Here is a 17019-nt window from a genome sequence, read left to right on the forward strand (position 1 = left end):
AATCTTAGAAAGAACCTTGTTTGTTGATAGTTTCAACTGGTGTTTTAGGCTCTTCAGTGCTTGTAAGCACTTTGCTACCGTTAGTACCAGCGTTTGCAGTACCGTTGAAGTATACAGAGTAGAAGTCATTAGAAGCTACATCATTAGTAGTATCAACAGTCAATTGAATTTGGTTAGCTGTAACTCTAGAAACTGAGTCAACTGTACCGCGTTGGCTACCAAGATCTACACTGAAGAGGTTTTTAGCAGCAGGATCAAAATCAACATTTCTGTCGAATGTCAAAGTTACAGTGTGACGTTTTGCAGTAACAGCAGCAACTTTAACATCAGTTACAGAAGGAGCAATTTTGTTTACTACTGTAACATGTTGAGCATTGTTGTTGGTAGTATCTGGGTCAAGCGCTACAACATTGCCGTATGCATCACGGTTACCAGTTCCTACAGTTCTGATAGTACCACTAAAGTTAGCTGGAAGTTTTCTGTCAGAGAAATCCAAAGTCAAGGTTTCATTGTTATTGGACAGCTCATAGCCATTAGCAGTGTAAGTGCCACCTGTTGCAGTGTCACGCAATTCAAATTGGCTTGCAACAACTGTATTCAGTTGACCAGCGAAGTTGATCTCAACTTTGCTAGTGCTGTTTACATACACAGCACCTGTAACGCTAATTGCCCGGTTAGCATCATTTACTGTTTTGGACACTGTATAACCACCAGCAGAGTTACCCAAGATATTGCCATCAACATCTCTCAGGTAGCTTGCATCGACAACAGCATTATTCCAGCTAAAGTCAGTTGGAATATTACCAGTAACCTCGATCCGAACAACGTTAGCAGTGTTCAGTTGAACATCATCATTACTCTTCGCTGCTTGGAATTTCGCACCAGAAACACTGTCTCTTAAGAAATACTTAGTAGCATCCTGAGCATTACCTTGACCTTCTGTAGTCAAAGTTCTGTTGAATTGAATGTATAGAATGCGAGTTGCACCGCTAGTTTCAGTCCAAGCACGGGAAATTACACCTGTTTGAGCTTGAGCTACAGACAACGTAGTTGTGTATGGCAGAAGAACATTGCTTACATAAGCAGCGTCTTTCACACCAGAAGCAGTGAGAGTGTAGTTATCGTTCTTCAATGCAGAACCAAAGTTGATAGTTACAGTTCTCTTAACAGCGTCATACACTGGTTGACGAACAGGGTTTCCATCAACAGTGATTCCAGCAACGGCAGGAATTTTACCGTTAGAATCTTTCAGCACATAGTTCGAAGCTTTTTCAGCACTTTCTTTGTTAAGAGCTTTGCTGAAATGCAGAGTAGCTACATAGTCAGTACCCTTTTGTTCGAATTCAGTGTTAACTACAACCGGACGAACTACATCCAGAGTAGGAGTTACTTTCACATCAAGATCAGCGGAGTTATCGCTGTAATCCTTAACACCAGTCAAATGAATGTTGTTTTCAGAAGCATTCAATGGGCTGGAGAAGTTAAGAATAAGTTTGTTGTCCTTAATCACACGAGAAGATGTAGTGAAAGAGGAAACATTTGCATATGCTCCGGAAACGGATTTAATTGGCTCATCAAAAGTAATTTCTACTTGTGTCAAGTCGTTGGACTTCACAGAAGTTACAGTTGGAGCTGTAGTATCAACAGAAGCAGTGAACTCCTTGGAATCAGGAACAATGGTCAGACCGGAATAGTCTTTAACATTGCTCACACGAAGAGTGTGTGTTCCTTCAGTCAAAGAAGTAGTCAAGATTACAGTGTTAGGGTAAGTGTATTGAACGTTAGCTGCAATTGCTTTGTCATCAATACGGAAGTTGCTTGCAATCACGTCGGATTGTTGTACTGGCTCGCTGAATACGATCTTCACAGCTTTAGTACCCAGAGCTTTAACTTCTTGAACTGTAGGAATAGCTACATCAGAAGGAACAAAGCTTACAGTACCGCTCAAAGTCTTGGAACCATCTGAGTTCTTCACGTTGTTAACAACAACAGAAGTTTGCTTTTGGTTAACAAGTGCTGTGCTGGATTGGGAAAGAAGCAATGTTACGGACTTCTTGTCGTTTGCCAAAGTAGCACTTTCGATTGTTTTACCGCTGATGGAGTAGTTGCTAGCTACAGTTGCACTAGTTTCGTCTACAGTACCGTCGAAAGTAACAACTACTTCTTTCAGGTTAGTAGCGGCAGCAGATTGTACTTTAGTTGCGCTATCTACTTTCCAAGTAACCTTAGTAGCGATTTTTTGACCAGCTTTGTTTTGGAACTCAACTGGAGTTTCAACGTTAGCTACAAGAGCTTTGTCAAGTTTAACTGCAACTACTTCACCAGTAGACAGTGTGAACTCAACGTTGTTAGCGTCGATTACTTTGTAAGAAGCAACCGTTGGGATGGATACGAATTGGTCAACAGCGTAAGCTGCTACAATCGCTTGGGAGCGAGTTGCGTTAGCTGTCCAGTTCAGGTTAGCTTCAACCAGACCTTTGTTGATTGCTGCTTGAACTTCGCCTTGAGCCCAAGTTGCTGCAGTGTTGCTGATGCCAGTAGTAGGCACTTCAAGCTTCAGAGCACGAGTCAGAACGATAGCCAGTTCTTGAGCCGTTACATTAGCTGTAGGGTTGAACATTTGCTTACCGTTAACTGTAGTGCCTTTCATGATGTTAGCTGCAGTTACAGCTTCGATGTACGGAGCTGCCCAGTAGCCAGCAACATAGCCTTTGTCTTTGTAAGTATAAACGCCAGTAACCTCTTTCAGGTCCATAGCTTTTGCTACGATTTTAGCAAGCTCTGCACGGGACAGAGTTTTTTCCAGGTGAGCCAAACCATCTGGCAAACCGTTTACGATGCCTTTAGCTTTCAAAGCATCAAATTTTTGTTCTGGTGTAAGAGTCGTGGACTCAGCACCGAATGCTACAGAAGCAAACATGGAGAATGCCATTGCTGTAGACAGAGCTACGGATAAAATTTTCTTCATAACCTTTTTTTCTCCTCCTTGAATAACTTTCATGTCATGAGAATTTTCTTTAGTTGGATAGTCACTGATACTCATTGTGAATGCACCCCCTTTCCCGAGTTGAGCGAACTTCCTATGAATGATGTCTGTGAGATCATCACAGAAACTTGTAAACAATGGAACATGTAGAAATAGAGTAGTTTCCTAATCCTACCTAACACATTATACAATGTGACTCCTTAGCCGTAAAGCTAAATTTTCTAATAGATAGACAAGTTTCCCTAAAAGGGACGTATTGGATTGTCTAATTCAGTCACTGTACTTCTGTGTTCTACATCTTAAACGCAGCAGAATCTAAAAAGTTGCGGGTTTTTAAAAAAAATTACGGAAATGTTACCCTTTGCACGGTTACCCTGTTCTTCAACAATTTAGAAACAGTGGTTACTGACGGAAATTAGTATAACATCCCGGTTTCTCCCAGTCACCAAGCAACTTTTCCCATATCAATACCCTAAATATATACAGTTTAAACGCGAAAAAGACATCCTCTTTTGGAGGATGTCCTATAAATCTCTTCCTATATATAAGTACAGAATAATTAACGAACCTTCATCGCCAGCTGAATCAGCTGAGCGCGCATCTCTGGATTGGTACCCAAATTCGCATACATCCGGTCGATCGCCTCTTTATTGTCCTTATAATCCTTCTCATGCTTCATCGTGTTATGAGACCACTGGATCAGCTCATCTTCTGCACGGGTCAACGTTACATAGGCATCATGGAAGCCCGTCTCAACAACAAGTTCCTCCATTACCTCTTGGCTGATCTCCTTCAGCTTCTGCGTTCCTTCGATCTTCTTCTCCAAAACTTTCGCTCTATCCTCAAATTTCGTCTTAGCTTTCATATAATCCAGCTGCGGTTTTGATAAAATCGGTTTCATGTTCTGCTTCACCCTTTTGCAAAAAATGTCTTTCCTTCTGCTATTGTAGCGTAAACTATACCAAATTACAAAAAGATGTAACTGGTAATTCCCTTACAAATAGATACCGCCCGCGAAAAAAGGCTTCGCAGGCGGTATATAGACTATCGATTAGCTGAGGGTTTTAGGGAAAATCTTCGAGCTCTTCTTAAGAAGCTCAACCGCGATCTTACCAGCTTCAGCTCTAGTCATGCTGCTATCTGGATTAAAGTTGTATCCAGGCTTCTTCTGACCCGTTAGTGTTACGGCAGTGCCAGACATGATCTTAGCCTTAGTTACAGCTTGAATAGCAGGACGGGAATATCTCTCCATCTTTCCAGCATCCATAAATGATTTACTTAATGCTGAATAGAGTTTGTCATCATTCACGCTGAGCTTCAGCTTAAGTGCTCTAGCGATCATGACAGCCGCTTGTTCGCGGGTCACAGGGTCATCGGCACCAAAGTAGCCATCGCCAATACCTGTTACAATCCCTAGTTTAGATGCTGTTTCGATATATCTCCAATCCCAGGTTGCTGTCTTCGCCCCTGGTACCACATCAAAATAAGTTTGCTTGTTCGCACTGTAATTCAGCGGAAGACTCAAGCCTTTTACAAGCAAAGTTGCAAATTCGCCACGAGTCGTTAGATCATCTGCACCAAATGCATCGTTACGCATATTATTCATAATTCCCTTAGCGTATAGAGCATTTAGGATTTCACGTGCCCATGGATGCTGCGTAATGTCACTGTACCCTTTATCCTGCTTCATAACCATATAGTATCCGAAATCATCGAACGGCACCGTAATAGTATGAGCTTTGGTATCGACAGCTCCACCAACGTTCTCCCACTCATAATTATCATTTAAATGGAACACGGTAATAGTTGTTCCTGCTGCATCAACAACATTGGCGTCAAAGCCAAGCTTAAGCGTTCCGCGTTGTGAAGGAGCCAACTTACGTTGTGGCTGGTTCTCAATTAATTCCTTGTAATTTCCTTCAATAGAGTACGGCGCCAAGCCGTTGGTTGCAGGAATATTCCCCGCATCCCCTTTATACCCTACCTCACCAAGGCCGCCATTAACCCAGTACACGTTCGATACTCTGCTGAAATTATAATTATTAGCCGTAGAATTATACAATTCAGCTAAATATCTCGGAATTGTAACTGTGCTCTTACCTTCTGGTGTTCTTTCATCTTTATTCACGTTAATGATATTCCCATAATCATTCCGACGCTCCACAACCCCGTCTGATGGGTCTGCGATAGCAAACAGAATCTTGTTGTCTGGATAAAACTTAACTACACCATTATCTGCAACATTTGCAGACTGCAATACAGTCCCCTTAGGGAATGTGAGTTCAAGCGACTTATTGAATACACTGTACTTATTGCTGACCTTCTCAGGCATATACTGTGAATCAACAGCAACTGCGCTGGTGTAATAAACATCAATCGTATCATTTAGCGTTGTGTTAGCACGAACAATTTGAATTTTAATTTTGTTCGATTTATTTGGCTTCAGCCCAACATAATCGAAGAAAAAGCGGTTATTCATGTCAGAGCGTTTGGTAGCTTCCTCTTTGCCAATCAGGACTTTGGTTGCTCCCTCTGCCTCAATATCAAAACGAACAAAGTTCTTGTTTACAACAATTTGATCCCCGGAAGTAGGTTTAGGAGACAAAATACGGTAAGGAGACAGCTCCCGAGTAACTTCTAGTCTTTGACTTGTTCTGGCCCCTGTACTATTAATCAGCTCTAGGTTATAAACATGGCTTCCTGGCTGTTCAAACTCAACATCTTTAATGCGCAGCACAAAGTCCTTGCTTCCCCCAGCAAAATCATAATTATATTCCTTCTTGTCATACATGAACTTACCGGAGGTTACATAGTTACTTCCTTGCGTTAAGTCTAAGTTCAAGGTTTGTGAAGAGAAGAATGGCTGGGACCCAAAATTAACATTGATAATGGAGGCACCATTACCTCGAAGTACAAGGTCGTACTTCTGACTAGTCGTTATATACTTATCGTCCTTGTACTCAAATTCTGGTGATAACTTAAGAATGTTATCCAGCTTCGTATTTGGTGTTGTAGCCAAGTCCAGGCCAGAGAAAGGCTCCCGTTGATCACTGGCTAAAGCCGGGTGAAACTGATTAATATTTGAGATGTTTGAATCGATAATGTAAATACGAAGCTCTTTACGAATTTCACGAGTGTTACCAGCACCGTCACTTGATGTGCCTTTAAATACAATTCGGTTCTCACCGTAGTAAAGCGGGCCTGCAGCGTCTACCTTAAGGTTCAGGTCAAAAGTTTTATTAGTTGCTGTTACACCCAAAACCGTATCCGTTCCAGCACCGTTTGGAAGTGCATTTAATTGAGCTTCAGAGAGACCATTCACAAAATACTCGGCATGCTGTAGATCCTGGAAACCTCTATACTCCCCGTTAATTTTCATGGATTGGGCAGTGTTTGAGTTAAGTGTATAAGTTTGCCCATCATAGAGGTCAGCTACATAAATATATTCTTTGGACACATATGCAATGTTTGCAATATACGATGCCGCAGAGTTGCCATACCAAAATTTCACTTGCTGATTACCTGTTGAGAAGCCAGTTACATGGTACAAAACATTATTGCCGGAAGTAGTCACTGGACTGAGATTTAAGTTTACACTACTCAGCGGCAGATAGGTTCCGTTCAAATTACCATTTGGTGCATTATCGGAAGATGCGACGATATAAAAATCGGGCGAGCTAACTTCCGTGCCGTCCAGCTTAGGCAGCTTAGTTACATCTGGGAACGGATCTCCACTCTTATAATCCTTGGCATAGTACATATTGGAGATTGCCGTTTCACCTGGTAAATACTTAAACTTCGCAGTATATGTGCCTCCGAAGTTGCCGCCATAGTTGACGGTCACATCAACGGACTGATCTTTAACAGGCTGGTTGGTGCTTGGATCAAGAGCAAAGTTAAATGGAATTTTCAGAGTTACCATGCGGTAGGCGATTGTCTTACCATCAGGTCCTAGAATAGTTTCTTCTTGCAGAGTACTAGGATCGTAAGGGTTTGTAGCCGTTCCTCCAGTTACATTGGCATTTGCTGAGCCATTAGCCTGGAACGTGTTTCCGTTATTAGGCACTAGGAAGCGTACTTCCATATTTCCAGACGCTGGAGCGGTGGTGTTCGTCAAGATCGGTTCCGAACTGCTACTCTTGATTGGATACTTCTGAGACCCATGCTCTAAGTTAACATCAACAAATGGGTCTTTACTGCTGAAATAATATATTTCACGAGTAATATCAATGGAGTCAGAGGCATTCTTCACTTGAATCTTCAAAGTGTTGAGACCAGGCACAAGGTCCAATGAAGGTGAGAAGAACTTACCTGCTTGCGTTAAAGTAGCAACAAGGGCCTTCCGATTGTTTACAGCTACCGTAACATCAGTGGCATTCTGCACTTCACCTTGAAGCATTACAGTATCCTTATCGGATACAATTCTTGTCCCCTCATTCAGATAAATATTACCCAATGAACTTCCTGACAGAATTAAACTTTTTACATAAGGTACTTTATCATACAGGACATAAAATACATCTGAGCGAGTGATACTGCCTTGTTTACCGCTCAATGTAATTTTGTTAAAGCCTGAAAACAACTGCAAGCTACTTGTTTTAAACTTGTCATTAGTTGTGGAAGTATCTTTCGTTACAGTTCCAGACACGAAGTGAGTACTATCCGTAACCCACCGAACGAGGTCATTGCCGCTCGCGTCCTTCCCAGCACTTTGCGAGCTAAGCTGTTCTACTTTGACTGTCATGGTATCCGCAGTTACATAAGAGAATGTACCGGTGATATCAAATTTAGGGGTGTTTACCGATAGAACATTATCTCTTGATATTTGTACTGGGTCCCCCGGGTTAATTACAGGTTCTGTAGACAATAAAGCTGTCTCGCGTAACTTTTGGTCATCCGGAATAAAAAAGCTTGCCGCACTTGGTGCAGCCGACACTTTACTTACTAGTCCCGTAGGGATTACGGAAACTACAAGTGTTAAGAGTAGCAGCCATATAAATGGCTTTTTGATACTCCGCATATTATTGATCTCTCCTTTTGCATGTTCAGTTACCTACTATATCGGACAAACCACCATATTTTTGAAGAAATTTAGAAATAAAAAAAGGAATTTTAATAAAAACTTGTGAGTTCAGTACTATTCCTATGTAAAAAAGCCCGGCCGCCATAACAGGCTACCGGGCTTGTCCTATCAAATTGATGAGTTCAATCTTACTTTGATCCGCGCTCCGCGCTTACCTTCATGCGAAGCCGCGCCAGGAAGTTCAGCACAGGACGCTTGGTCTTGCCGATCAGTCCAATGATCTCCGCGCCAATCTGCAGGAAAAAGACCATGATGCAGATGACGACAAAGGTGACCCAGTTCGCATTGTACAGTGCTGCGGAAGATTGAATAACCGCCAGCACTCCGAAGAATGCGGCAATTCCATAGATAATCAGTACCGTCTGGCGATGGCTGAAGCCCAGTTCACGCAGACAGTGATGCAGGTGCCCTTTATCTGGAGAGAAGATAGGCTTCTTCTGCATCCAGCGGCGCACGATGGCGAACATCGTGTCCGAGAGAGGTACGCCGATCAGGATTAGCGGTGTCAGGAAGCCGACAATCGCTACCTGCTTGAATCCCAACAAGGACAGGAGCGCAAGGCTGAAGCCCAAGAAGAGTGAGCCAGAGTCTCCCATAAAGATCTTCGCAGGGTGGAAATTGAAATACAGGAAGCCGATAATGCTGCCCAAGAGGAGCATGCACATCACAGCTACAATCTCATTGCCCATGATGAAAGCCATCACGGAGATAGTTCCAATTGCAATTGCTGAGACCCCTGCAGCCAAGCCATCAAGCCCGTCAATTAGGTTGATTGCATTGGTTACGCCAACGATCCAGAGGATCGTGAATGGAATTGCAATCCAGCTCTCTATTGAAGAATAAGAATGAAAAGGAATATTAGCAAATTCAAGTCTGATATCAAAACCGAACACAACAACACAAGCCGTTGCGATTTGCACCAGGAACTTCAGCTTGGCCGACAGCTGGAATCGATCATCCAGTGCACCAAGCAGTACGATCATGGTACCGCCGACGATAAATGCTTTAACGAAGTTAGAGTCCCGAGCAGACAGGAAAGAATCCGGAATAAACGGGAGAATCGCAAGGAGTGCAATGATTGCAGATAAATATATCCCCAGCCCACCGAGCCTTGGCATTATTCTTGTATGCACCTTCCGCGCGTTAGGAACGTCTACTGCGCCTACCTTGTAAGCGAACTTCTTGACTAGTGGCGTAAGGCCCAGCGCTAGACCCAGCGCCAGCACAAACCCGATGATATAGATCATCAACATGTTGAATTCAACCCCCAATTGTTCTACCGGAATGAATTATACCCTGAAAGCTTCTAAAGACCAACCCTCCAATTTAGCATTTATACGCCGATATACCCGTGAATTCGCCCATTTTTCCAACTTACTTGCGGTTTTCTTTCTCCCGCGTCACTTTCACGACGAATTTCGGCAGCGCAAGCATTCTTCGGATCCGTGTTGGTTCTTTAACAAGCCGGTAAAACCATTCCAGGCGCATCCTCTGCATGAATTTCGGCGCCCGCTTACTCTTGCCTGAGATAATGTCAAAGCTGCCTCCAACGCCCATCATAACCGGGACGCCGAGCTGCTCTTTATATCGACCAATCCAAGGCTCCTGTGTATCCGCGCCGCGGGCAACGAACAGCAAATGCGGCTTCGCCTCCACAATCGTCTTAATCACTTCAGCGTCCTCGGTTGGTCCGAAGAAGCCGTCACGATACCCGACGATCTCTGTGCCAGGATACAGCTTTTGTAACCTGCCTGCTGTCTCCTGAATCACTTCCTGAGTGGAGCCGACCAGATAGACCCTCCATGATCGGCTCTGTCCGGCTCTCATTAATTCATGCAGCAGGTCGAAGCCCGCCACCCGCTCGGCTACCGGATGGCCAAGCTTGCCGGCAGCCCATACCACACCCGCCCCGTCAGGAACAATCAATTCGGCCTCGTCAAAGACTTTCTTATAATTGGAGTCCCCCAGTGCGGCCATCACCATGATCGGGTTCGCCGTAATGACTTGGTGCGGTCTGCCGGATTCGACGGCTTCAGTTAGGTAGTTTACCGTATCGGCCATTCCCCATTTGCATACGGAAATGCCGAGCACGTTCACTGTCGGAATTGCTTCGATCTGCTTCACTTCGTTCATCCTTTGCTCATTAAATAATCAACGATGCGCCGCGCAGGAATCCGCGCCTCTTGCTTCAGCATGTCAATGCTGTCCTGCTGGCGCGCCCGCCATTCGTCGCCGCTGCCAAGCAGATGCTGTGCCTGCGCGGCAAGCGTCTTCGGCTCCAGCTGCTCGCTCGTTCCGACCGGAACACTGCCGAGCCGGGCGAGGAAGTGGTCGATCTTCGGATCGTACGAGATGCCGAGCAGGGGCACGCGCTGCGAAGCCGCGTAAATCAGGCTGTGCAGCCGCATGCCGATGATCAGGCTGCAGCGGCTGACCTCCCGCAGCATCTCCTGCGGGTTGTCGAGCGCCTGCGCGATGGTTACGATGCTGCCGGTTCCGCTAAGATCCCCGATCCGCTCCATCACATAGCGGGAGGCTTCCTCATCCGTAGGGAGGTGGAACGGCAGGAACCGGAGGTGCACTTGACGCTGGCGGGCTAGGGCGGCGAGCCCCTCAGCCAGCGCGTTCAGTTCGGCCCGTTCGCTGTTCCAGAAGCGGACGGAGATGCCAACTACCGGGAGTTCCGAGGAGCTCTGTGCTCCATCCTGACTCACCGCGGCCATTCCATCCTCGCCAAGAGGCGAACATTCCGGCAGGGGCAGCCCCATAACCGGATCAGGTACGACCTCTATGGCATCTTTGCGAAGCCCCATCGTATGGAGAAGCTCCGCCGATTCCGTATCGCGTACGGAGACATAAGCGCATTTACGGAAGACCGAGGCGATCAGCGGGTGGAACATTCGGCGGTTAACCGGCCCCACCCCTTGGGCGTATACAAACGCAGGCTTCTTCATCCACTGAGCCAGCTTGATGATTCCCAAATAGTAGGGCACCGATGCCAGTCCTGTTGCATCCTGCAGCAGGCTCCCACCCCCGCTGATCAGCCCGTTACTGCTACGAATAGCTTTCCTGACTTCACCCAATTTCATCCGGGGAACGGCCTCTACACCATACATTTTCGTGGTCCATTCCGGATCAGCCGACAGCACGACAGGCTCGATGCGAACCCCCGCCCTGCGGCCCTCCTCTTCCAGTGCAGTCAAGATGGATTTAAGAACGGCCTCGTCACCGCTGTTGCGGAAGCCGTAGTACCCGGATAGAACTATTCTTTGAGCAGAAGCGGACTCCATTTCTTCCAGCACCTTTCAATAATTTGCCATACCCCGATGGCGATAATCCCGATAATGAGGCCAAAGCCCAGACCGAGCAGCCCGCGAATCAGCGAGATCAGGACCGGCGTATGAATATGCGCAAAGGTATCAACCATCGACAGCTGGCCAATGGCAGCAATGATCATAACATAGATAACTTTAGGGTAACGGAAAGCTACGAACACCCCTGCTATGAACAGCGGATGGGCAAACAGAAATTCCTTATTCCGGGGTCTTACACCGATGTTCTCTTCCAGGAAGGCACGGAAGGCGGCCTCGCCTGGCAGCAGCGTTCCGGCATTGCCAGTTCTGGACAAGTAATACACGCCAGCCGCACCAATGACAACCGCAACCGCAACCCACAACAGGGTAATCGGCATGCTCAGCCAGCGGCGGAGCTCATGGTATACGGATTTTCCTTGGTACAAGAACACATAGACAGCTACAAGCAGCATCGGTACAAAATGTAGCAGACTTACGCCGCGGAATTGGTCAAGTACCAAACTGTAAGTAATATTATTCAAGAGCGCAATGACGAATGGCACAGCACTCAAACTGATCAAGGAGGTCTTAATAAACAAAATCAGTGTATGCGACAGTCTTCTTGAACCGGATATATGGGGATGCTCCGCATGAACTTCCTTCACTTTCCGGGCAGCCATAAGGGTAGCTACCGTAGGAGCACTGATCGCTACAGCAAGCGAGAGCAAATGCTCCAGCATGCTAGGCTTTAGAACATACAACCCTAAGCAGCCCACAAACCCGATCAGCAGAACCAACAGAGTAACTGAAGGAAGGAAGTAAGAAATCAGCAGAGCCACAAAGGCAACTCCGCCCAGCACAACCCCTACCTTAATGATTTTCTCCCAGGAATAGTCCGTCACTTTGAACGGTTCAGCCTGTCCAAGGTGGTATCCGGCCTTCTTTATACGATCCAAGGCTTCACCCTTATCTTTAAGGGCATGAATGACATTGTCAATCGGGTCGGTAATCGCTGCCTTCACTACATCACGAGCCGGAGATGAATTGAAATAGATCATCCGAATCTTCCGGTCTTTTACGGCAAGAGCCAGTCGGTCAGCCAAGGCTTCCTGATCCATGGCTGCATCGGTGTCCCCAATGGAATGCAGGCGCACTACATTGTAGTCCAGCAGATGAGCCAGTCGGTTCAGACCCAGCTGAGGTTTCTTCAGCCCCTCAATAGCAGCAATACCGATATGACGCTCGTTCAGAGAGTCGGCAAAGGCCTGTAAGGAATGCTTCTCCGCATCGTCTCCATAGCCCTTAACGGCTTCACCATCAAATAGAATACGTGTGACGCCATACTTCACATATTGGTCCAGCAGCTCGTCTACAGCCTCTTGGTTATAGGTTCCGCTGTCCGATATGCGCGGCAAGATGTGCATGCCTTTATCATGGATCATCTCCATCACCTGCGGATCGGCCGGCATCGGTTTAAGCGCGGCATCCTCCGGCGAGGTATTCAGGCGCAGGCCTGAATGCCCGTTCCACGACCAAGGGGATACCTGGATATCAAACTGAGCAAAGGCATCCTTGATCATCGAAGCATAAATCTTCTCGTTATCGTCGTTTGTGAACAGGACATAGGTTCCGTTATCGGTTGCCGATAAAGGCTTCTTGTTCAGATTAGCTACGTCTGCAGCACTGTAGACCTGCAGACGGCGAGCCTTTTTCAGCTCATCCAGATTACTTTCGAACACGGCGATCGTGCTAAACCCAGCCTTCTTCAGCCGGTCCAGCCGATCAGACATAAATTGCTGCGGATTCCCCTGATAGGAGGAGATATCCAGCAGACTGCGATAATTATAAATCAGCTCTACATTTTTAGCGGTGGATTCTGTCTCCACCCTACCATAAATTAAGGGCAGAGACGCCACCAAACCAACCACAACTAGAATCCACAGCCATTTGCGGGTGGCAGTGTTCCACTGCTTCCATCTTTGAACCACGAAGCTACCTCCTCTTGATACTTACGCGCCAGGGCTTATTCTTCCACTTTTGCCAAAACGGTATCCTGCAGTGATTTCAGACGCGCTTTGGCATCTTCATTCGAGGTTCCTTTGACGGCAAAATAAAACTTAATTTTCGGTTCAGTGCCGGAAGGACGCAGGCAGAACCACGAGCCGTCCTCAAGAAGGAACTTAAGAACGTTCTCCTTCGGCAGACCGTCCAAACCTAAGGAATAATCAAGCATTTTGTCTACCCGAATGCCATTCAGCTCTTGCGGCGGATTCGTCCGCCAAGCTGTCATCAGACCGCTGATCTTGGCTACGCCATCCTTGCCCTTCATGGTCAAGGAGGACAAGGCTTCACGATAGTAACCGAATTCGCGATACAGTTCCTCCAGCACATCGATTAGTGTCTTACCCTGCTGCTTGTAATAAGCCGCAGCTTCCGCAATCAGCGTAGATGCTACAATGGCATCCTTATCCCGAGCATAGTTCCCGGCCAGATAGCCATAGCTTTCCTCATATCCGAATACATACGTATACTCACCCGACGCGGCGAACTCATTCATTTTCTCACCGATATATTTAAAGCCGGTCAGCGTATTGAACACAGTCAATCCGTAGTGACGGGCAATGTTCGCCCCCATCTCACTGGTCACAATTGTCTTCACCACTGCACCATTAGCCGGAAGCTTGCCTGTAGCCTTCAGCTGACTCAACAAATAATTAACGAGAATGGCCCCCGATTGGTTACCGGTAAGAATTTCATACTCCCCGTTCTTGTCGCGGACTACAGCACCCATCCGGTCCGCATCAGGGTCTGTACCGATCAGGATATCGGCACCTACCCTGCGGCCAAGTTCAATGGCCATGGTGAACGCTTCGCGTTCTTCCGGGTTCGGCGATTTCACGGTCGAGAACTCAGCATCAGGCTGTTCCTGTTCAGGCACAATATGCACCTGGGTGAAGCCCAGCTTATTCAGCACGCGGCGAACGGGCAGGTTCCCTGTACCATGAAGCGGCGTATAGACGATAACTACGTCCTTCGCAGCTCCCTCTTCCAGCAGTTTGCGGTTCGCACTTGTAGCCGCTACCGTCTCAGCAAAGGCTTCATCCACTTCTTCACCAAGCCATACCAGCAGCCCTTGAGCTTCTGCTTCTTCCTGGGTAAGACGCTTCACCTGGGAGAAAGACTGTACATCACGGATTTTGGCGATGACTTCCTCTGCTTCATGTGGCACAAGCTGTCCGCCCTCGGCATTATAAACCTTATATCCGTTATATTCCGGAGGATTGTGACTGGCTGTGATGACGATTCCTCCATCAGCATTCAAATGGCGAACTGCAAAAGAAAGCTGCGGGGTTGGACGAAGCGAAGGGAACAGCTTAGCTACAATGCCATTACCCGCCAGCACCAATGCAGACTCCAGCGCAAATTCCGGAGAGAAGTGCCGGGAATCATGGGCGATGACTACGGATTTGCGTCCTTCCCCCTTCTTGGAGTTCAGGATATACTCGGCAAAACCTTGGTTTGCCCGCCCGATGGTATATCGGTTCATGCGGTTGCTGCCCGCACCAATGACGCCGCGCAGGCCCCCTGTGCCGAACTCCAGCTCACGATAGAAGCGATCCTCCAGCTCAGCAGGGTTCTGCTCTAATGCGCGAAGCTCCTGCTTTGTCTCTTCATCAATAAAAGGATCTTCCAGCCAGCTTTGAACTTTATCCAATACAGACTTACTGATTTCGCTCATAGTCACAATTCCTCCATCTATTTGACAGTTATTAGAAAATACAGCGAATTAGCTGTTCTTCAAGGAATTAACCCAACTCTAGGACAAAGCAAACATGATCTCGCCTTCGGCGACCACTTTGTCTTCTACTTTAGCTGTGGCGCGGCCTTTTCCAATAGAGCCCTTCAGTCTTGTAATTTCCACCTCAAGACGAAGCGTATCTCCAGGCACAACCTGGCCCCGGAAGCGGAAGCCGTCAAGTCCGGCCAAGAAGCCGATCTTCCCTTTGTTCTCCTCCACCTGCAAAATTGCCGCTGCACCAACCTGCGCCAGCGCTTCTGTAATAAGTACTCCCGGCATCACCGGATATTCCGGGAAATGCCCGATGAAGAAGGGTTCGTTGATGGTCACATTCTTAATGCCGACCGCGCGTTTGCCCACCTCCATCTCTATAATCCGGTCCACCAGCAAAAATGGAGGACGGTGCGGAATAATCTCCTGAATTTGACGAACATCCATCATCATAAACTTGCTCCTTTCAATCGAACGGCCCGTATAGAATCAATCTCTCCGGGCCATAATGTAATTATCCTTCGCCCCTGCAGAAGCGAAGGTTAAGATAAGGGGCTTATCCGCATTCGAACGGCCTACAGCTGGATGCGGATAAGCCCTTTTGATTTCCGAGCCGTAGAGTCCCCCACCATTATACATTTTCCGCGGTTAAAAGGGAAACCTGTCTATCACGTTCCTCTTCCCCTAATCCAATTAAGTTCCTTCCATACTCACAGCAAAAAATCCTCCTTCCCGCCATAGGCAGGACAGGAGGACTTACTAATACAGACGGCGCTAGCCGATTCATCATTCTAAAATGATCATGCAGCTCCCTAAGGGGCAAAAATTAGATCAAACACATGCCGCCAGGTGCTCCACAAAAATATGTCACTCCACGGCTGCTTGCCAAGCACAACATAACCTATGGCCATCCCTGCATATCCGGCAAGCAGCAGGAAGAGCACGACAGAGATAACCTTTAAGGTTCGGCGTAAGCCGCGCCTGCTTGCGGTCGGCTTCGTCTCTTCTGTTGCTTCAGTCATTAGCTGATACCACCTATCCGCGCAAGTGATTCGCCATTCCCATCATCGTCTCGCTGGAGGAAAGCGCCCGAGCCGACAGCTGGTAAGCTCGCTGGACCTGAAGCATGTCTGTCATCTCTTGAGTCAAATCTACATTTGACTCCTCCAAAGCGCCCTGACGAAGGGTAGAGCGATTGGGGTCCCCCGGCAATAAGGCGTTCGCATTGCCAAGAACATCATTAGCATTCGCTCCCGGCAGTAAAGTATACAAGTTATTGTCTTTCTCCACAAGCCCTTCGGGACGGCGCGGAGTCACAAGCTTCAACTGGGCTACCGGTGTAATGGTCGAGCCGACTACGGAGCTGATTTTCCCTGAAGCATCGATTTGAAGAGAGCCGTTCGTCGGTACAGTAATCGGCTGATTATCCGTTCCCTGTACAAAGTATCCCTGGCTCGTGGTCAAGTATCCAATCTTCGGGTTCAGCGGGTCCGGGCTGATATGAAAGTTGCCGTCCCGAGTATAAGCCTGTACCCCGTCTGCTTGAACAGCAAACATGGCGTTGCCTTCAATAGCCAGATCGGTAGGCTTATTAGTCTGTTTGATCGGACCCTGGCTGAAGTTATAAGTGACGTTGGATAATCTCGCTCCAAACCCCAAATTGAACCCCATAGGCGTTGAGCGGCCTGTCTTGCGAAGGCCATCCGGCTGTTGCTGGACCCGCGTCAACGTATCCTCGAAGGAGGCTTCCTTCCGTTTATAGCCATTTGTACCCACGTTGGCGATATTATCCGCCAGCACATCCAGACGCTTCTGGATGCTGTTCATGGATACCATGGCGCTGATCATAGAATTATTCATTTAAGTC

General features: G+C 47.2%; 11 protein-coding genes. All 11 read right to left on the reverse strand.

Annotated features, from left to right (window positions below; translation table 11 throughout):
- Positions 1 to 4 precede the first annotated feature (4 nt).
- Complete coding sequence (locus DCC85_RS20190) at positions 5 to 3043, reverse strand: S-layer homology domain-containing protein (RefSeq protein WP_108467168.1); 3039 nt, start codon at positions 3041 to 3043, stop codon at positions 5 to 7.
- 502 nt (positions 3044 to 3545) lie between these two features.
- Entirely contained in the window at positions 3546 to 3887 is a 342-nt protein-coding gene (locus DCC85_RS20195) for a hypothetical protein (RefSeq protein WP_108467169.1), read from the reverse strand.
- A 150-nt stretch (positions 3888 to 4037) separates the two neighbouring features.
- Complete coding sequence (locus DCC85_RS20200) at positions 4038 to 8006, reverse strand: S-layer homology domain-containing protein (RefSeq protein ID WP_108467170.1); 3969 nt, start codon at positions 8004 to 8006, stop codon at positions 4038 to 4040.
- Between the two features lie 191 nt (positions 8007 to 8197).
- Positions 8198 to 9322 carry a glycosyltransferase family 4 protein gene (locus tag DCC85_RS20205; protein ID WP_108467171.1) on the reverse strand — a complete coding sequence of 375 codons (1125 nt, stop codon included), beginning with the start codon at positions 9320 to 9322 and terminating at the stop codon, positions 8198 to 8200.
- 121 nt (positions 9323 to 9443) lie between these two features.
- Positions 9444 to 10202: a WecB/TagA/CpsF family glycosyltransferase gene (locus tag DCC85_RS20210; RefSeq protein WP_108467172.1), complete on the reverse strand. Its 759-nt coding sequence runs from the start codon at positions 10200 to 10202 to the stop codon at positions 9444 to 9446.
- A complete protein-coding gene (csaB, locus tag DCC85_RS20215; RefSeq protein ID WP_108467173.1) occupies positions 10199 to 11359 on the reverse strand; it encodes a polysaccharide pyruvyl transferase CsaB in 1161 nt (386 codons plus the stop codon). The genes DCC85_RS20210 and csaB overlap by 4 nt, the downstream gene beginning before the upstream one ends.
- Complete coding sequence (locus DCC85_RS20220; protein ID WP_108467174.1) at positions 11332 to 13350, reverse strand: DUF5693 family protein; 2019 nt, start codon at positions 13348 to 13350, stop codon at positions 11332 to 11334. The genes csaB and DCC85_RS20220 overlap by 28 nt, the downstream gene beginning before the upstream one ends.
- A 35-nt stretch (positions 13351 to 13385) precedes the next feature.
- A complete protein-coding gene (locus DCC85_RS20225) occupies positions 13386 to 15101 on the reverse strand; it encodes a phospho-sugar mutase (RefSeq protein WP_108467175.1) in 1716 nt (571 codons plus the stop codon).
- Between the two features lie 78 nt (positions 15102 to 15179).
- A complete protein-coding gene (fabZ, locus tag DCC85_RS20230; protein WP_108467981.1) occupies positions 15180 to 15602 on the reverse strand; it encodes a 3-hydroxyacyl-ACP dehydratase FabZ in 423 nt (140 codons plus the stop codon).
- A gap of 362 nt (positions 15603 to 15964) precedes the next feature.
- Positions 15965 to 16174 (reverse strand): DNA-directed RNA polymerase subunit beta, encoded by a 210-nt coding sequence (locus DCC85_RS20235; protein ID WP_108467176.1) that lies wholly within the window; start codon positions 16172 to 16174, stop codon positions 15965 to 15967.
- Between the two features lie 13 nt (positions 16175 to 16187).
- A complete protein-coding gene (locus tag DCC85_RS20240; RefSeq protein ID WP_108467177.1) occupies positions 16188 to 17012 on the reverse strand; it encodes a flagellar hook-basal body protein in 825 nt (274 codons plus the stop codon).
- Positions 17013 to 17019: the final 7 nt, after the last annotated feature.

Source organism: Paenibacillus sp. CAA11 (assembly GCF_003060825.1).
GTDB lineage: Bacteria > Bacillota > Bacilli > Paenibacillales > Paenibacillaceae > Fontibacillus.